18 protein-coding genes and 1 other annotated feature are annotated in these 16,996 nt (G+C 38.9%); of the genes, 5 read left to right on the forward strand and 13 right to left on the reverse strand.

Annotated features, from left to right (window positions below):
- Nucleotides 1-5: 5 nt before the first annotated feature.
- The 6 genes from JNUCC25_RS19800 to JNUCC25_RS19825 all read right to left on the reverse strand — a co-directional run bounded on the left by JNUCC25_RS19800 (nucleotide 6) and on the right by JNUCC25_RS19825 (nucleotide 6,295).
- Nucleotides 6-1,928 (reverse strand): LTA synthase family protein, encoded by a 1,923-nt coding sequence (locus JNUCC25_RS19800; RefSeq protein WP_013058632.1) that lies wholly within the window; start codon nucleotides 1,926-1,928, stop codon nucleotides 6-8.
- A 407-nt stretch (nucleotides 1,929-2,335) separates the two neighbouring features.
- Nucleotides 2,336-2,689 (reverse strand): cupin domain-containing protein, encoded by a 354-nt coding sequence (locus JNUCC25_RS19805; protein ID WP_029323842.1) that lies wholly within the window; start codon nucleotides 2,687-2,689, stop codon nucleotides 2,336-2,338.
- Nucleotides 2,690-2,741: 52 nt separating this feature from the next.
- Nucleotides 2,742-3,641 carry a DMT family transporter gene (locus JNUCC25_RS19810; RefSeq protein ID WP_029323844.1) on the reverse strand — a complete coding sequence of 300 codons (900 nt, stop codon included), beginning with the start codon at nucleotides 3,639-3,641 and terminating at the stop codon, nucleotides 2,742-2,744.
- 151 nt (nucleotides 3,642-3,792) lie between these two features.
- Nucleotides 3,793-4,920 carry an NADH-dependent flavin oxidoreductase gene (locus tag JNUCC25_RS19815; RefSeq protein WP_064472048.1) on the reverse strand — a complete coding sequence of 376 codons (1,128 nt, stop codon included), beginning with the start codon at nucleotides 4,918-4,920 and terminating at the stop codon, nucleotides 3,793-3,795.
- Nucleotides 4,921-5,115: 195 nt separating this feature from the next.
- Nucleotides 5,116-5,301 (reverse strand): Fur-regulated basic protein FbpA, encoded by a 186-nt coding sequence (locus tag JNUCC25_RS19820; protein ID WP_013058636.1) that lies wholly within the window; start codon nucleotides 5,299-5,301, stop codon nucleotides 5,116-5,118.
- Nucleotides 5,302-5,410: 109 nt separating this feature from the next.
- Nucleotides 5,411-6,295, reverse strand: a complete 885-nt coding sequence (locus JNUCC25_RS19825; RefSeq protein ID WP_454222368.1) for a DUF4405 domain-containing protein — start codon at nucleotides 6,293-6,295, stop codon at nucleotides 5,411-5,413.
- A 237-nt stretch (nucleotides 6,296-6,532) separates the two neighbouring features.
- Nucleotides 6,533-6,764, forward strand: a binding site (T-box leader).
- A gap of 67 nt (nucleotides 6,765-6,831) precedes the next feature.
- Between JNUCC25_RS19825 and JNUCC25_RS19830 the strand changes: the two genes are divergently transcribed.
- Entirely contained in the window at nucleotides 6,832-8,202 is a 1,371-nt protein-coding gene (locus JNUCC25_RS19830; RefSeq protein ID WP_029323851.1) for an amino acid permease, read from the forward strand.
- 42 nt (nucleotides 8,203-8,244) lie between these two features.
- Here JNUCC25_RS19830 and JNUCC25_RS19835 read toward each other — a convergent pair whose 3' ends face one another.
- The 4 genes from JNUCC25_RS19835 to JNUCC25_RS19850 form a co-directional block, all read right to left on the reverse strand.
- Complete coding sequence (locus JNUCC25_RS19835; protein ID WP_029323853.1) at nucleotides 8,245-9,471, reverse strand: DUF819 family protein; 1,227 nt, start codon at nucleotides 9,469-9,471, stop codon at nucleotides 8,245-8,247.
- A 369-nt stretch (nucleotides 9,472-9,840) separates the two neighbouring features.
- The gene (locus JNUCC25_RS19840) at nucleotides 9,841-10,407 is read right to left on the reverse strand and encodes a TetR/AcrR family transcriptional regulator (protein ID WP_013058640.1); all 567 of its coding nucleotides are present in this window, start codon (nucleotides 10,405-10,407) and stop codon (nucleotides 9,841-9,843) included.
- Between the two features lie 122 nt (nucleotides 10,408-10,529).
- Nucleotides 10,530-11,168 (reverse strand): hypothetical protein, encoded by a 639-nt coding sequence (locus JNUCC25_RS19845; protein WP_064472049.1) that lies wholly within the window; start codon nucleotides 11,166-11,168, stop codon nucleotides 10,530-10,532.
- A complete protein-coding gene (locus JNUCC25_RS19850) occupies nucleotides 11,165-12,064 on the reverse strand; it encodes a LysR family transcriptional regulator (RefSeq protein WP_013058642.1) in 900 nt (299 codons plus the stop codon). The genes JNUCC25_RS19845 and JNUCC25_RS19850 overlap by 4 nt, the downstream gene beginning before the upstream one ends.
- Nucleotides 12,065-12,219: 155 nt before the next feature.
- On the opposite strand from JNUCC25_RS19850, the gene JNUCC25_RS19855 reads away from it, so the two are divergent.
- A complete protein-coding gene (locus tag JNUCC25_RS19855) occupies nucleotides 12,220-12,969 on the forward strand; it encodes a sulfite exporter TauE/SafE family protein (protein WP_454222371.1) in 750 nt (249 codons plus the stop codon).
- A 21-nt stretch (nucleotides 12,970-12,990) separates the two neighbouring features.
- Here the strand turns inward: JNUCC25_RS19855 and JNUCC25_RS19860 are convergent, their stop codons facing one another.
- Nucleotides 12,991-13,485: a GNAT family N-acetyltransferase gene (locus JNUCC25_RS19860; RefSeq protein WP_029323858.1), complete on the reverse strand. Its 495-nt coding sequence runs from the start codon at nucleotides 13,483-13,485 to the stop codon at nucleotides 12,991-12,993.
- Nucleotides 13,486-13,558: 73 nt separating this feature from the next.
- Complete coding sequence (locus tag JNUCC25_RS19865; RefSeq protein ID WP_028415060.1) at nucleotides 13,559-14,200, reverse strand: NAD(P)-dependent oxidoreductase; 642 nt, start codon at nucleotides 14,198-14,200, stop codon at nucleotides 13,559-13,561.
- Between the two features lie 174 nt (nucleotides 14,201-14,374).
- Here JNUCC25_RS19865 and JNUCC25_RS19870 point away from each other — a divergent pair, with 174 nt between their 5' ends.
- Entirely contained in the window at nucleotides 14,375-14,512 is a 138-nt protein-coding gene (locus JNUCC25_RS19870) for a hypothetical protein (protein WP_170960223.1), read from the forward strand.
- Nucleotides 14,513-14,601: 89 nt separating this feature from the next.
- Here JNUCC25_RS19870 and JNUCC25_RS19875 read toward each other — a convergent pair whose 3' ends face one another.
- Nucleotides 14,602-15,264, reverse strand: coding sequence for an MgtC/SapB family protein (locus JNUCC25_RS19875; RefSeq protein ID WP_013058646.1), 663 nt, complete (start codon nucleotides 15,262-15,264; stop codon nucleotides 14,602-14,604).
- 111 nt (nucleotides 15,265-15,375) lie between these two features.
- Between JNUCC25_RS19875 and JNUCC25_RS19880 the strand changes: the two genes are divergently transcribed.
- Both JNUCC25_RS19880 and JNUCC25_RS19885 read left to right on the forward strand, forming a co-directional pair.
- Complete coding sequence (locus JNUCC25_RS19880; protein ID WP_029323863.1) at nucleotides 15,376-16,185, forward strand: class I SAM-dependent methyltransferase; 810 nt, start codon at nucleotides 15,376-15,378, stop codon at nucleotides 16,183-16,185.
- Between the two features lie 43 nt (nucleotides 16,186-16,228).
- Nucleotides 16,229-16,948: a poly-gamma-glutamate hydrolase family protein gene (locus JNUCC25_RS19885; RefSeq protein WP_029323865.1), complete on the forward strand. Its 720-nt coding sequence runs from the start codon at nucleotides 16,229-16,231 to the stop codon at nucleotides 16,946-16,948.
- Nucleotides 16,949-16,996 lie beyond the last annotated feature (48 nt).

Raw genomic sequence — 16,996 nt, forward strand, 5'->3', positions numbered from 1 at the left:
TTACATTACTTTTCTGTTTCTTGGTCTTTTCCATACATATATTTTGATGGATCGACCGCTTTAAAGTCATCTAATTTATTAAATCGTAATAAATCACCGTATAACACTTTATCAGAAAGTTCTAGCTCTCTTCCAACTTTCTTTTTATAAGCTTTCGCTTCGTCTGTTGCTGTGATTCTTTCTCCTGTGTTTGTATCGTAATACTTGCCGTCAATTGACGTGTATTTCGGAGAAACATAATCACCGTTTCTAAATGCTACTACCTGATCGTGGTCTTTTGATAATAAATCTGTACCGAATTGAACATACTCTTTACTATCAATTCCCACTAAGTGAAGAAGCGTAGGCACTACGTCAATTTCACCGCCGTACGTGTGGTTCACTCCACCTTTTACACCTGGTACGTGAAGGAAGAACGGTACGCGTTGAAGCTGAGCGTTTTTATATGGCGTAATTTTCTCGCCAAGAACTTTTTCCATTGCTTTGTTATGATTTTCAGAAATACCGTAGTGGTCGCCGTAAATCATAATAACCGAGTTGTCATATAAGCCTGAAGCTTTTAGCTCTGTAAAGAATTCTTGCAGTGATTCATCCAAATAACGAGCCGTTTGGAAATAACGGTCTACCGTTCCATCTCCTGTGTTTGCCGGCTCAATGCTAGCATCGCCTTTATCAAGGACGAATGGGAAATGGTTTGTTAATGTAATCATATGCGCATAGAACGGCTGCTTCAATGACTGTAGCATTGGCATAGATTCTTTGAAGAATGGCTTATCTTTTAATCCATAGTTTACTTTGTTATCACCAGTCATATTGTAATAACTTGCGTCAAAGAATTTATCCACACCGAACTGCTTATAAATTTCATTACGGTTCCAGAACGTTTTATAGTCTCCGTGTAAAACGGCACTTGTATAGCCGCCCTCTTGATCTAAGATCGCTGGTGCTGCTTGGTACGTGTTGCGGCCTTTTAAGCTAAATGCTGATCCTTGAGGCAAGCCGTATAATGACGTATCCATCATAAGCTCTGCATCAGCTGTTTTACCTTGTCCTGTTTGATGGAAGAAGTTATCAAAATACATAAATTCATTTCCATTTGCTAATGAATTTAAAAACGGCGTTACTTCTTGCCCGTTTAACTTATAGTTAATCAGGAATGACTGAAATGATTCTAGATGAATTTTAATAATATTTTTCCCTTTTGCTTTACCGGCATACTCAATATTTGGAGCTGCATAGTGACTTGTACTGAAGTTTTTCACTGTTGTTAAGTCATCACTGCTTGCGAATGCTCGCTGCTTTGAGTTTTTAAACGTTTGAACTGCATCATACACCGTGTAGTTGTATGCTCCTAAATATTTCACTAGGTAGTTGCGATCAAATGTTCTTGTTAATAATTCAGGGCGATCTTTTTCAGCATAGTGCAAGTTAATTGCAAAAGCGATAGCTCCTGCCGCTAGTACCATGAACGTATAGCGGAATTTAAGACGTGCTTTTGGCCATTCGATTTTTCTAACGAACAATAGCGCAATCAGTAAAATGATATCTACAAAGTAAAAAATATCGTGAGCTTTTACTAAATCAGCGATACTGCCTCCCATATGACCCACATTGCTTGTTTGCGTTAAAGTAGGCAATGTCACAAAGTCATTGAAGAATCGATAATATAAAATATTGCTGTACAAAATGACCGTCATGATTGTACTAAGAATAAGCGTCCAAACGATGGATCTTTTTCCTTTTGCAAACAATGCTAACCCTAAGAAGATCAGGGTTGAACTAATTGGATTAATAAACAATAACGTTTTTTGCATTGAGTCACTTATATCTAAGTTGAACTCCACTTTGTAAGACATGTAAGACTTGATCCACATGAATAAAACCGCTATAAAAAAGTAAAACAACGGCTTTGAAAATAGTTTTTTCATTTTCAAATTCCTTTCACTAAAAAGTAGAGATTTCATGTTCAGCTAATCTCAGGAAAGTCCCCTACATCAAATCGTAACGGTTACGTCCTGCAAAAGATTACCCGAAAATGATTCAATTTGTCAAACAATATCATCTTCATCTCTTTTTTTAGTCATCTACAAAATTCACAAATTAACTTGTAATCTCTTATTTTTTATCGTGATGTTAATATTACACAATTGTTAATTTGTAAATTTTGTTCTCCCTATATTGCATACATATTAATTTACCACATTTCTGCTCTGCAATAAAAGTATTTTTATATTTATTACGCATAATATTTCACTTACTTAATGAAAAGGTACTATTGTACTGGACGGTATTCTTCGCTTACTGTTAGGACTAGTAAAAATAGACTTATCTATGCTTAGTCTTCCTCTTTATAAACAGCTACGCGGTCTCCTTGTGCAAAAGGCTGTGAAATAACAAGAAACTCAATCTCCTCGCTCGAACGATTCATCATTTGATGAAGAATGAATGGAAGTACTTCTACTCCTTCATGTGCTTTTACATCATAAATGATTCCGTCTACTTCTAGAGCAGCTGTTCCTTTTAATACAAAGAAAAATTGCTGTGCTCTCGTGTGATAATGCCTTACCTCTTTCGTATGAGGGGGCATGCGCTCATGAATAATACTTACGTCTTTATTTTTCACTAGGTGCCACCCATCGCATTTTCCTCCCCACACATAGTGTTCTGCGTTTTGCTTACTGACTTTCATGACTAGCTCCCCTTTTTCTAATAAATGAGCACCTGCAGATTAAATAGAAATTCTATGTGATCTTTTTAATCTTGCTATTGGAAATACTTTTTTGAGATGAAGGTTTTGGCTTCAAAGTAAAAAGCATTCCTAAAAAGATCAAAACAATGCCTGCAAGCTGAAAAAGCGTCGGGCGAAATCCCGTGAATGCTGTATCTAATAAAATAGCAACGGCTGGATCTAAAAATACCAGAACTGAAATTACCTGAGTTTTTAAGTAGCGCAGGCTGTCGAAAAACAAATAATACACTAAACCAGTATGTACAAAGCCTGTTACTAAAATCGCTGTCCAATTGGCCGTTGTGAGGAGATGAAAATCATTAAAGTGAACAAACGGCAATAATAAAAAAATTCCTAAAAAAGTCTGAAGAAATGTAACAGCGTAAGCACTCGTATGAATAATTCCTTTGCCAAGCAGCGTCGTGCATGCATAAAACAAAGCGGCTAAAAGCGCCCACAGTATTCCGGACGACATGAAGCCATCAATCGTAAGTTCCTTCACCCCAATAATCAGAATTGTTCCCACAAAACAAATAAAAATAGACATAACGCCAAGAACCGTTAATTTCTCCTTAAAGATAAAGCTTCCCAGAAGCAATACTAAGACGGGCGCAAGATGATAAACAGAAATAGCTACCGTAACGGACATCATTTCAAATGCTTTAAATAGAAATACCCAGTTAAACACAAGAAATATTCCGCACAGTAAAATCTGCTTTATTTCTTTGGCATTCCATTTCTCCCTTTTATATTCACCCGTTACAAACCAGCACATTCCGAGAAAAAGCGTTGCACAAATACAGCGAACAAATACTAAATCAAACGAAGGCAGTCCAGTTTGTGTGGAGAAAAAGCCAATTGAACCAAAAATACTCATTGAAACCATCATTTTTACCATTGGGCCTGCTTTCATTTTTCTACCTCACTTTCAGAAAACTATTATTATTCAAACATAAAGAAGCCCATTTGTAAATTAATGGTTCAAAAGCGCTATTCCACGAAGAAGCAAAAAGCGCAAAGACACGGGGGCAGCCCCATCGTCTTTGCGCTTTTCTGTCTTTCTTTTAATCTTCAACCGGGAACCAGCCTGGCGTGTTGATAACGGCTTGCCACAGTGGATCAGGAATGACAAGCTTTTCCTGATCTTTTTTGCTTAATGTTGTCACAATTTCATTTTCGCGGCCTTCTTTGACTTTTTGAACCCAGTCTGGATCTATAATTAATTCACGGCCAATCGCAAGCAGTGGAATACCCGTTTCAAGAGCTGCTGCTGCTTCGTCTGCTGTATGAATAGAACCTACGCCCATCACAGGCACGCGACTTCCTACTCGCTCTTGAATAATTTCAATACGTGAACGAGTATCTTCCACGCCTCGGCGCGGTTTTGACCAGAATTCCATTAGGGATACGTGAAGGTAATCAAGGTCTTTTTCTGCTAGTGCATCAACTAACTTCAACGTATCAGCCATTGTGATTCCGGGCGTTTCAGGCTCTTCTGGCGAGAAGCGATAGCCTACTAAAAATGGCTCTTTTGCATGTTTAGAAACGGCTTGCTTTACTTCGTCTACGATTGCTAGCGGGAATGTTAAGCGTTTTTCCACGCTGCCACCCCATTTATCTTCGCGGCGATTAGAATGCGGAGAAAAGAACTGCTGAATTAAATAGTTATTTGCTCCGTGGATTTCAACTCCGTCAAATCCTGCTTCAATAGCACGGCGCGTCATCTCACCAAAATCATGAATAATGCCTTCAATTTCTGCATTTGTTAACTCTCGAGGCACCGGTGCTCCTTCTTGTTCTGCAGCAACAGCACTTGCGCTAACAACCTCTCCATTTGGAACAAGCTCAGGCGGACACATGCGGCCTCCGTGGAAAATTTGAAGAACTGCTTTTGCTCCTTGATCTTTAATTGCTGTTGCTAAACGGCGCAGGCTAGGAATCATTTCATCGCTGTCTGCAGCAAACTCTCCGTGAAATCCTTTGCCGTTCGGCGTTCCGTATGTACATGCTGTAATGACCATACTAACACCGTTTGAACGTCGTACATAATAGTCTACTTCTGCATTTGATACTGTTCCATCTTCATTTGATGAAAAATTTGTCATAGGTGCAAGAATAACGCGGTTATCTAATTTGATGCCATTTGAAAAAGTAAATGGCTGTAAAAGCGGCTCATACTTTTTATTTGTCATTTTATTTCCCTCCAAAAATGATACGGTCAAAAATATTGGCATATTATAGGTAGAAACTGTTTTCTTTCCCACTAATATGTGTCATTTAAAACTGTAACTTTAAAATATACTGTTATTTTAAGCTGTACAGTTTTGCCTGTCAAAGAATAAGACTTTCTCATATAAAAAAGCACTCATACACTGAGTGCCTTTTTATCATTGCGAAAGAGGTTCTTGATTATACATAAATGCTTTTACTTTTACATATTGAGCTTCTAACTCTTGAAGTGTCAGTTCGTATAGATGCCGATTTCCTTTTTTATAAATACCAAAATTCAATAGCGCATTAATAAACCAATTTTTCTTATGTTCCGTTTCAGGCTGTGTGTGTTGTTTCACCATTTCCACCACCTAAGTTTATCTCATATTAATTTTGCAAAGCATTCGCTTTTACATAAATAATTTTACTTCTGTACGATGAAAAAACAGTGAAATAGAAAGCTTTTTTATTTTAAATTTCCACAGCCGGACCCGCCATTTTTTTGCGTCTTTTTACTCCTGCTAATATTTTTTCAATATAATAAATAACAATAATAAAAACCGACATAATAGCAAAATAAGTACCGATTACAACAAAAGGATTCGGACTTTCAAAACCGCCTTCTTTTCCTTTCATCCCTCTTTCCAAACCTCCGCCATCGTGATCAAAGTTCGGACGTTCGTGACCAGCAGATGCCATCGCAGAAGATTTGTTCTCGCTAAATGAATGGCGATCAAGATCCGGCTTCCCACCGCCTTTTTGCGGCATATCTGAGGAACTTAAATTCAGCACTCTCGTTACTCCTCCAAGCTTTCCAAGAAAACCCGTCTCATTTATTTCGTATATGCCAACGACTAACAGTGCAACGGTTGCGAGCTTAGCTGCTATGTTCAAGCTTTTCTTTGACTTTTGGAATTTCGTCATATTTTTACATACATTTATAACCCATTGCCAATGAAGACCTATGTGAGCGGCTACTAAAATTAACACTAAAAATGATACTGAAATATGCGAAACCTTAAACCACTGTTCATTACCAATATTAATATTCGGAAATACTACTCTTGAAATAAAAATACCGCTAATCATAATAAATGACATCGTAATCAACAGCATGATATTTAAAAAATAACCGAACTTTGTTCTGCGCGGAAGCTTGCGGTCAAATAATTTAACCGTAACTCTCTTTACCCACTGCCAGTTTAGCAGCACGTGGGTAAAAAACGCGACGGCAATCGCTAGCCCCGCAATTTCATGAAACGTTAACCCTCCCAATACTTGTTTGTTAAAAAATAAAACAAACGTAACGGCCATTAAAAGATCCAGTCCAAACCGGACATACATCATCTTTTTCACTCTATTCATTCTCCTCACCTATGTATTTGTCAAAACAACCTCTTTTTCATATTTCTTAATGTAAGCAGAGTTGGTGAAAATTAGGTGAAACGACTGATTTTTTTACCAAAATAACCAGTCCTGAGTTCTAAAAAAACCAAAGTTCCATCATTTTATTTTTAAAAAAATAGCTGTTGACAAAGAAAAAAGAAGCACGTATAGTAATGGTTATTCATCAAGAACTTTCAGATTTTAATCAAAAACACAGCGATTGGGAGTAGTAGAAGCTTATTATTCGGTCAAGAGAGCTACGGGTTGGTGCAACGTAGTCCAATAATACTTTGAACTCGCCCAGGAGTGGTAATTCAGAAAGAATGCAGAAGTATTCTCTAAGTTTTAACGTCTAACCTTCGTTATCAGGTTTTAAGCAGGGTTCTTTAAGAGCCAACAAGAGTGGTACCGCGGTCAGCTAAAGCTTATCGTCTCTTCTCTCATTTGATAATGAGGTAGGAGACGATAAGCTTTTTTTATTTTATAAAAAAGTGGAGGGAAAAGTCATGAAGAAGGACAACCAAGGTTTACAGCGAACAATGACTTCACGTCACATTATGATGATGGCGCTAGGTGGAGCAATTGGCGCTGGTTTATTTAAAGGAAGCAGCTCAGCTATTGATATGGCAGGACCATCAGTTATCATTGCTTATTTAATTGGCGGAATTATTTTACTATTCATTATGCAAGGTCTTGCTGAAATGGCGGTTCGAAACAGTGACGCACGAACGTTTCGTGATTTAGTTCAGTCGATTTTAGGAAGCTACCCCGCTTATTTTTTAGACTGGATTTACTGGAAAATGTGGGTGTTAAACATTGCAGCTGAAGCCGTTGTAGCAGCTATTTTTATTCAGTACTGGCTTCCTGATTATCCAATTTGGATGCTTGCTTTAGGCGTATCCGTTATTGTCACAGTTATTAACTTGCTTTCGGTTAAAGCATTTGCTGAAACGGAATACTGGTTAGCCTTAATTAAAATCACGGTCATTGTGATCTTTATCATCGCTGGACTTCTATTACTATTTGTATCATTTGGTCACCATACCGCAGCGGGTTTTTCGAATTTAAGTGATCACGGCGGTTTCTTCCCTAAAGGACCAACTGGGTTAATTACAGCGATGCTAGTTGTCATCTACTCTTACGGTGGAACTGAAATCATCGGGGTGACGCTAGCTGAAACAAAAAACCCTGAAAAAGTAGTACCAAAAGCCGTGCGCAGTACATTAACGCGCATCATTGCTTTTTATCTGTTCCCGTTTTTTATCATCGTGAGCTTGATTCCTTGGAATGAAGTGAACGGCGTTTCTCAAAGTCCTTTTGTGATGGTATTTAACATGATTGGAATTCCCGGAGCAGATCATATTATGAATGCCGTGATCTTGTTAGCCGTTATTTCTTCAATGAACTCAGGACTTTACGGTTCATCACGTATTTTATATACGCAAGCAGTAGACGGTCGAGTGCCGAAGATATTTTCGAAACTTTCTGTTAATAAAGTTCCTGTCTATGCAATCTTAATGTGTACATCATCCCTTTATGTGGGCGTGTTGATTTCCTTATTTGCAGGAAGTAAAACATTTGATTATTTGATGGGATCCTTAGGATATACCGTGTTGTTTATTTGGTTGATTATTGCGATCGCACACTTAAAGTCCCGCAAAGTTCAGCCAGAAGCATCAAGCAGCTACTCTGTTAAATGGTTTCCTTATACGACGTGGGCTGCCCTAATTGCACTAAGCGCTATTTTAATTGGTGTTATCTGCACAACCTCCGTTGTTATTACGACTATTACACTGGCTATCTATTTATTTATTACAGCTACGTATATCTTTAAAGGCCGCTTTTATCGATCATCAGCAGTCAAGCACGCTAAATAAAAAAACGCCTCCTTTGAGTCATCAGAGGCGGCGTTTTTTTATTTAAAATGTTAAGTACCAATAGCCAAGTGCAAAGCCGATATAGTTACCAATAATATAGCCAAGCGTTCCTACTACCAAGATAGGACCAACCAAACTTCCCCATCCTTTAGCAATCGCCATTGCACTTGCTGTCGTAGGTCCCCCTACCGTTGCATTGCTCGCCAGTAAAATATGTTCTAAATCAATTTTAAATACTTTTCCTAAAAGCAGCCCCACAATTAAATTACTCATTCCCACAATGAGCACAAATAGAATCAAAAGCGATGCTTTTTCAACAATTAATGGAATGGACGCCGGCACTCCAATGACAACAAAGAAAATATAAATGAAGTACGTGCCGATTTCTTGGCTTCCGCTAATGTTTTTAAAATAAGAAGGAAACAGATAAATGACAAGAAACGTAAGTGTGGAAAGCAATAAATATTTTTCGCTCAAAATAGTATGTAATAACGTTTGAACTACCGAAACATTTGGACCAGTTGGAATGATTGTTCCAAACCATTCGGCTAATTTAAACGATGCAACCACTAGAAAAAATGATGTACCAATTGAAGCCGCCACGTCTTTTAACGAAATTTCTTTTTTCGCCCAATATTTTTCTGCAAGCGTATGACGATCATTTTCTCCATATTGCCCAGCCTCTACTTCTTGAATATGAGGTGTCTTAAAATGTTTCCTAAAAAACTTCATAGAAGGAACAAACATATACACGGCAAACAGCAAAGCCATGACCATATTATCAGCAACCACCGTCGCCGAAACCATTTGACTTGATGGTTCAAATTTGGCCGTAACGGTAGCAAAGTTAACCCCTCCACCTACATAAGAAGCGCCGATAGCAGCTGCAATTTTTGCTAGTTCAGGAATATAATCTTTTAATAACAAGAAGCCTACCGTGCTCCCTATGACCGTTCCTACTGCACAGATTAAGAAAATAAAAAGCAGTTTCCGGCTTTCTTGAAATAATTCTTTCATATTGACTTGAAATAACAATAATGGAATGGCAAGCGGTACTAGATACGCCCAAACCGCATCATAAACCGGCGACTCTGTTGGAATGATTTTTAAATTTGATAGGATAAGCGCTCCTGCTAGCGCAATAATAGCTCCTGACAGAAAAGAAGCCCACTTATACTTTTGTTCGAGAAAAATACTAACAGAAGCCCAAATTGCTAAAATTCCCCATAGTGCCCACGTATCATCAGCTTGAATAATAGTAAAAATCACAAGCTACTCCTTTCTTTCCCTTTTCAAGAAATAGAATTTTCAGAAAATATACCTTTAAATTTTATCAATATATGCCAAATTCCGTCAATCTATAAAAAAGAATCGAGGACATAATAGTTTAGTTAAAGTGAAACACGAACTATCTATCAAAAAGGATGAATAGTTCGTGTTTTTTTATGATTATAGTGAACGTAGGTTTCATGTAGGTAGCTACTTCTAGCTGTTGATTATAGGACAAGGCGAAGACTCCTGCGGGGAAAGCGAAGCCTTGCACGGAAATCAACAGCGATGTCACAAGCAGTTCAGCTCATGTATCCCGATTGTTAGTCTTTAGATTAGATTCATTTTGTGATGTCCCAGCCTCACTTTTTATTTACGAACAAGCACTGGAATCTGCTGCTGAATCTGCTGCAAAGGAGCGCTTGTTTTCTCTGTTAACGAACGCAAGATTCCTCCTTCGATCATACAGTTAATCACAATTGCAAGCTCTCCTGCCTGCTTCTCTTGAAATCCGCTCTCTATCATTTTTTCTCTAAAAAGTTTTTCCCAATCTTGAAACGCTGCGTAGCAGACTTCGCGCAGCGGTTCATTAATAAGAGCCGTTTCTCCAGCCAGCAGTCCAACAGGCATACCAGCAATACTTTCTTCGTGTTCAAACTGCTTGGACAATTCTTCAATAAAATACTGAATAGCCTGCGCTGCATCAGAAGATTTATTTAGACTTTCTTTAATTTGAACTTGTACGTATTTATTCGTATATTGAACAGCGTGAATCGCCAGTTCTTCTTTCCCTTTTGGAAAATAATAATAAAGAGACCCTTTTGGCGACCCACTCTCTTTAATAATTTGATTTAATCCTGTTGCATGATAGCCTTGCAGCTGAAAAAGCCGCGATGCTGTTTCTAAAATCTTATCGCGTGCATTTGCTTTCTTCACAAAACGATGCCTCCCCTATTATAATAAGTGGTTTCTATAACACTACTTATCATATAAAGAAATGAAATTTTTGTCAAAATAAAGTGAATATTTTACCATTTATTTTTTCTTCCTTTCATTTCTTATGACCTAATAATTGTTTTTCTTACTTCTTCCGCTAACGGTTGAAGAGGCGTAATAATACGGTCGCTTACCTCCTCCGCTGCTTCTACCATTGAGAGCTGTGCCACTGAAACAACAGTGTTATGCTCTTTTATTAGCTCATGTAAGACATGTTTTACCTTCTGTTTATACTTCTTTAGGTTTCCAGTCATTACTAGTTCAAAAGCACCTTCTATCACAACAGGGCGAACCTTTATCTTTACATTTTGATAAAATGCAAATTCGTCTAGACGCTTCATTGTTCCTTCTACGGTCTCCGGATTTGTAAACACGATAAGCTGCGGTTCTTCTATTTCACATATTCGGTGAAAATAAGGCTCATCAATTTTAATAATTGGAATATCGCTTGTAAATGCTTCTGGTAAAAGAGCAATGTAATTCGTACACGTAAGTAAAATAGCATCCGCTGAACATTCTTCCATCCACTTTAACTGCTTTTCTACTTTTGCAGCTGCTGACTCCGCTGCAAACTTAGGGTCGGTTGTTACCCGATGTACAAGTCCAGGGTCTACGAAATGCATACAGTTCGCAAACGGCAGCGCTTTTTCTATATAAGAGATGTTCGAATGATGAGCGTGCAGGCAAGCAATTTTCTTCATCGTTTTCCTCCTGTATGATGGTCTTTGAAATACTGAATTAAAAATTCCTGGAACTTTTTCGCAACAGGAGTTAAATATTTATCCTTGTTCCACGCAATCCCAATTACCCTTGAAGCTGTGTCTTCTTTGAGCTTTATTTTTTTAATGCCTCGTAAGTCCACTCCCTTTATTTCAGGAAGCAAGGCAATCCCTAAATGAGCCGCTACAAAACCAATTACCGTCAAAAATTCTTCTCCTTCAAACGTAATATTTGGGACAATCTCGGCTTCGTCAAACAGCTGATCAAAAATTGTTCGGCTTCCGTATCCTTTTTTTAACGCGATAAACGATTCATGAGCCAACTCTGAAATCGAAAGCACTTGTTTTGAGGCAAAAGAATGCGTATCAGGGACATACGCGTACAGCTCGTCTTTCCATAAATATTCCCACTGAATTCCTGCCCTAGATTCCGTTACGGAAGACATACAAAAATCAATTTCCCCCGTTTGAAGCTGATCGAGCATGATGTTCGTGGCGTTCTCAAAAATTTGAAATTGAACGTTCGGATACTCTTGTAAAAAAGCATGAACTAGTTTTGGGACCGACGAAGCGCCTAATGATTTTAAAAAAGCAAACGAAATACTGCCGCGGTGAGGGTGGATTAAATCTGAAAGCTCACGTTTAGCTTCTTCCATTTCGTTTAATACTTTAGCCGTTCGTTCATAAAAAAGCCGGCCATATCGATTTAAAATGACTTGTCTTCCTTTTCGTTCAAATAGCGGCACGCCAAGCTCTGATTCTAATTTAGAAATTGAGCGGCTGAGCGTAGGCTGCGCGATTGATAATTTTTCTGCGGCCTTTGTGAAATGTTCCGTTTGAGCTACAACATTAAAATATTCGAGCTGCTGCCATTCCATTTTTTCACATCCTTTACTTATTACATAATACTATCAATTTCATATAAATTATACATTGGACGTCATAAAAAAATCATGTTTAAATGAAGAACGTAGCACTTGCTAAAAATGTTATGTGTCTGCATAGAATAAGTGTTGAAAGAAGGAATTAGTTTATGGATGTTTCAATTGTTTTAACAATGTTAGCCGTCGGACTGATCTTAGGATTTGTCGGAGCAGGCGGATCAGGTTTTATTATTTCAATTTTAACGCTGCTGTACGGCGTATCTGTTCACGTTGCACTTGCAACGGCTCTTACCGCAATGATTTTCTCTTCTTTATCTGGCGCAGTCAGTCATTACCGCGAAGGTAACGTATCTTTAAAATCCGGTATCTCTGTTGGTATCCTCGGTGCATTAGGCGCTTGGAGTGGGTCTAACCTTTCATCCTTTATCCCAGAAGGCGAGCTAAAGTGGCTAACAGCCGGTATGCTTTTATTATCTGGCGTTTTACTTTGGCTGCGAATGTTTTTATTTTCCCGTCAGCAAAAAGAACGTACGATTCCAACAGGAGCTAAATTTGTCGTCTACTCTTTACTGATCGGCTTAATCACAGGCGCTCTGTCAGGAATGTTTGGAATTGGATCAACTCCATTTATCCAGCTTGGCCTTATGATGGTGTTAGGCTTGTCTATTCGTCAGTCGGCCGGAACGACTATGCTCGTTATTATTCCGATTGCCATCGGCGGAGGAATGGGCTATTATCAGCAGGGCTTTTTAGATATTCCGCTGTTGATCCAAGTAGTAGTCGGCACAATGGTCGGTTCATATATTGGAGCAAAGTTTACAAATCGCGTACCTGCTCCCGTATTAAAAACGTCCCTTGTAGCGCTGCCTATTTTCTCTAGCTTCCTCCTTGTTATATAAGAAAAAAGCTTGAACTCTTGTTCAAGCTTTTTTTATGTCCATCTGATAAATAAACTGCTTTCCTTGGCTTCCAAAAATATGCCGGCCTGTATCGACAAAGCCGCTTCTTTTGTACAGATGCTGCGCGGCCGTGTTTTTATAGTTCACGCCTAGCACCACTTCATTTTTAGTCGGAAAGTGATGGTTGATAAAAGAAGGAAGAAGTTTCAATGACTTTTTGCCAACTCCCTTTCCTTGATAATCAGGATGAATGGAATACGACCGTATTAAAAGCGCGCCGGAGCTCTCGGTATATTCTTTAACGGCTTCCCCTGCGTCGAGCACGAAAAAGCCGGCTACTTTGTTTTCTGCCAAAATCAAAACGGGCGTTCTGTCCTTTTCCTGCTCACAATTAGCTAAGGCTTCAGCGGGAAGTGCCGTATAAATAAGCTGCTCTTCAGGCAGCGTATAGCTATGTATAGACGAGTCGTACGCTTCACTATAACACGCTAGCGTTACGTTTTTTGTATTATTCATTTTCTGCTGTACTCCTTTTCTTTTTTCATAGTATATCACTCACAAAAAAAAGCCGCATAAAGCGGCTTTTCCTTTATCTAGCGTCGGATACAACGGTAAAGCGTTCGTTTACATGCTCTCCTCGCTCAATTTCATCAATGACAGCAATAGCATAATCAGCATAGCTGACATGGCTGTTTCCTTCTGAGTTTAAAATAACATGATCTTTTCCTGTTTTATAAGCATCCGTTCGTTTTCCTGAAGGATTAAAAAATGCTGCTGGGCTAATAAACGTCCAATTAATATCGCTTGTACTTTCTAAGTCTTTTAAATTTTGAGCTTGGTTGTCAGCTGTCGCTTTATATTCTTTTGGAAAATCAGGCGTATCTGCTAAACGCGTCGTCTTCTCTTCATCGACAAACAAACTGCCTGCTCCTCCTACAACAAGAAGACGAACGTCCGGAGCTTGTTTAAATACATGAATTAACGACTGCCCCGCTTCTACATGCAGATGTTCTTTTCCTTCAGGAGCTCCAAACGCATTCACTACTGCGTCGAAACCTTCAATATCGTTTGCCGTAATATCAAAGATATCTTTTTCCAATGTACGAACATCCTTTTCTTCTACTTTGCCCGCATCACGTACAATTGCTGTTACGTCATGCCCGCGATTTAAAGCCTCTTTCACGATAAAACTTCCTGCTTTTCCTGTAGCGCCTACCACTCCAATTTTCATTTTATAACCTCCAGTAAAATTCTCTATATTTAGGTAATAGCCTTTTTTTGCTTTGCTAAAACACGGCGAAACAGTTTAAGCAAGATAGAGAACAAATAAAGAGACTGGAGCAAAAGTATTCTAGTTGAAGGAAGATCCGAACGTAGGTTTTATATATGTAGGTACTTCTAGCGGTTGATTGGAGGGCAAGGCAAAGACTCCTGCGGGAAAAGCGGAACAGGTGAGACCCCGCAGGAGCGCAAGCGGCGAGGAGGCTCACCGGCCGCCCGCGGAAAGCTAAGCCTTGCATGGAAATCAACTGCGGTGTACTAAACGATCCATACTGGCCCCTTTATCCATTTGTTCGACTTTAGATTAATTTAGTTATGTCTTAATCTCTTTGACAAAAAATAAATAAGTACTTATTCAATTTCAATAAATAACACATGAGCCATAGAATGAATTGATTTAATCAATTCTACTTTATTCCCTTTCTTTTTTGCTTTTCCTTTTATTTCAACAAAATAGAGCAGTTCACCTTGATGATGATCTCGGTGAATTTCATAGGATGAAATCATAATATTTTCCCTTTCAATCTTATCAAGAAGCTCATAAATATCCTCTTGATTCGCTGCACGAAACTTAATTAAAATGGAATGCGTAGAAAGAGATGTAAACATTACGTTCAATATTTCTAAGCCAATCAGCACCAGTATAGTTGCACTAATGCCGACTGTATACATACCCGCCCCAATGGTTAAACCAATTCCCGACGTTGCCCATACGCCTGCGGCTGTTGTGAGCCCTCTAATATGCTGCTTTTGAATAATAATCATACCTGCTCCTAAAAAACCAATACCGCTTACTACTTGTGCGGCAACCCGGCTCGGATCAAGAGCCATATGATCTTGATGAAGCACATCCGAAAAGCCGTATTTCGAAATTAGCATAATTAGCGTGCTACCGACAGCAACTAAAAAATGAGTGCGAAAGCCCGCTTCTTTTGCTCTAAATTCTCTTTCTAATCCAACCAAAGCTCCTAACAGACCCGATAGAGCTAGACGACTAATAAAAGCTGCGGTCATTTTTCCCCCTCCTTTCTCTTCATCTTCATTTTTTCACAAACGCACCTATTAACTATTTCTATTTTTGTTATAATTTACTATAACTAATTTTTGAAGTGGAGGCTAATCAAATTGGATAAAATCATCAATTATTACAGCAGATTTGATGAGTGGGGAAGATTAGAACGCGAGCCTATTGAGTTTCAAGTAAACTGGCATTTTATCAAAAAGCACCTTCCTCCCAGCGGACATATTTTAGATAACGGTGCCGGACCGGGAAGATATGCTTTGAAACTAGCGGAAAGCGGCTACGAATTAACTTTAACTGACTTGACGCCGCAATTAGTTGAGAAAGCCAAAGAAAAAGCTTTAGAACGGCAGGTATATGATGCATTTCATGATTTTCAGGTGGCGGATGCCAGGAATCTTCAATGTTGTTTCGATGAACAATTTCATGCGGCATTAATGCTTGGACCAATGTATCATTTGCAGAAGAAACAAGATCGTATTCAAGCAGTTCGAGAGCTGTATCGAGTCACAAAACCAGGCGGAACTGTCTTTATTTCGTTTATGCCGCGCGTCCAGCACGTCATTTCTTCTTTAACATCCCCGGAGCGTTTAAAACCAAACAACACGGCAAAAGCGCTGCATGATTTTTATGAATCAGGCTGCTTTGATCATGCCGAAGAAGGCCGGTTTACTCATGCTTATTACGCTAATATTGAGGATATTATTCCTTTTTTAAAGAAGCATGGATTTCAATACATCGAGCTGATTGCCTCTAACGTTGCTTCGTCCGTTAATTCTGAGGAATGGACTTATTGGAAAGAAAAGTCCCCTGAAGAAATGGACAGCATCGTTCAACTGCTTATTCAACAAGCATCAAGTTCTTATCACCTTGGACTTTCTTCTCATTTACTCTATATCGGACGGAAATACTAATAATCACCTCTATTTATCATAGGATAAATAGAGGTGATTATTGATGAATCGTTTATTCAAATGGAGTACAAGCATTTTGTTGCCTTTCATGTGCTGCTTTTTGATTCTCCCTCCCTCTTATGCAAGCGGTGACTATTACTCCTCTTATGCCGAACTGCAGCAGCACGAAATTCTTCACCAAGACTACGATATTCGCTACGAGCAGCGCTTTAGCTACCTATCCATTATGGCCATTCATGGCGGAGGAATTGAACCGGGTACATCAGAAGTCGCCAAAGAACTCGCCGATCATTTTTCCGCTTCTTACTATTTATTCGAAGGCATCAAATCAACTAACAACGGAGTTCTGCACATAACCTCAGAAAACTTTGACGAACCCACTGCTAGAGGAATGGCTCAGCAAAGCATGTCCGTTTTGACGATTCACGGCTACAGCGGCAGTCAGCCTATCGTATATGTAGGCGGAAAAAATCAGCTTTATAAAGAGCTGGTAAAGCAATCGCTGCGCAAACACGGCTTTACAGTCCGTGACGCCCCTTCTGATATAGCCGGAACAAGCGAGCAAAATATTGTAAACGATAATCTGCTAAAAGCCGGAGTACAGCTTGAACTCACAGCCGAACTAAGAAAATCATTTTTCGTAAACCACGACTGGTCGAGAAATAACCGCATGAATGTAACGCCGCTTTTTCATGCATTTGTATCTTCCTTACAAGAAGCATCTTCTTCCTATCAAACTTTCCTTTACCTACAGATTCACTAATTTTCACAAACTCTCGATTTTCAGACAAAAAACCGGCGCAGTCTGTGT

It is taken from the genome of Priestia sp. JNUCC 25, from assembly GCF_053667915.1.

What these genes read in the sequence shown, in the direction of transcription:
- JNUCC25_RS19855 (WP_454222371.1), top strand. Translation starts at nt 12,220, where the DNA reads ATGGATGTTTCAATTGTTTTAACAATGTTAGCCGTCGGACTGATCTTA.
- JNUCC25_RS19875 (WP_013058646.1), bottom strand. Translation starts at nt 15,264, where the DNA reads ATGACCGCAGCTTTTATTAGTCGTCTAGCTCTATCGGGTCTGTTAGGA.
- JNUCC25_RS19810 (WP_029323844.1), bottom strand. Translation starts at nt 3,641, where the DNA reads ATGAAAGCAGGCCCAATGGTAAAAATGATGGTTTCAATGAGTATTTTT.
- JNUCC25_RS19865 (WP_028415060.1), bottom strand. Translation starts at nt 14,200, where the DNA reads ATGAAAATTGGAGTGGTAGGCGCTACAGGAAAAGCAGGAAGTTTTATC.
- JNUCC25_RS19850 (WP_013058642.1), bottom strand. Translation starts at nt 12,064, where the DNA reads ATGGAATGGCAGCAGCTCGAATATTTTAATGTTGTAGCTCAAACGGAA.
- JNUCC25_RS19805 (WP_029323842.1), bottom strand. Translation starts at nt 2,689, where the DNA reads ATGAAAGTCAGTAAGCAAAACGCAGAACACTATGTGTGGGGAGGAAAA.
- JNUCC25_RS19820 (WP_013058636.1), bottom strand. Translation starts at nt 5,301, where the DNA reads ATGGTGAAACAACACACACAGCCTGAAACGGAACATAAGAAAAATTGG.
- JNUCC25_RS19860 (WP_029323858.1), bottom strand. Translation starts at nt 13,485, where the DNA reads ATGAATAATACAAAAAACGTAACGCTAGCGTGTTATAGTGAAGCGTAC.
- JNUCC25_RS19800 (WP_013058632.1), bottom strand. Translation starts at nt 1,928, where the DNA reads ATGAAAAAACTATTTTCAAAGCCGTTGTTTTACTTTTTTATAGCGGTT.
- JNUCC25_RS19830 (WP_029323851.1), top strand. Translation starts at nt 6,832, where the DNA reads ATGAAGAAGGACAACCAAGGTTTACAGCGAACAATGACTTCACGTCAC.
- JNUCC25_RS19815 (WP_064472048.1), bottom strand. Translation starts at nt 4,920, where the DNA reads ATGACAAATAAAAAGTATGAGCCGCTTTTACAGCCATTTACTTTTTCA.
- JNUCC25_RS19885 (WP_029323865.1), top strand. Translation starts at nt 16,229, where the DNA reads ATGAATCGTTTATTCAAATGGAGTACAAGCATTTTGTTGCCTTTCATG.
- JNUCC25_RS19845 (WP_064472049.1), bottom strand. Translation starts at nt 11,168, where the DNA reads ATGAAGAAAATTGCTTGCCTGCACGCTCATCATTCGAACATCTCTTAT.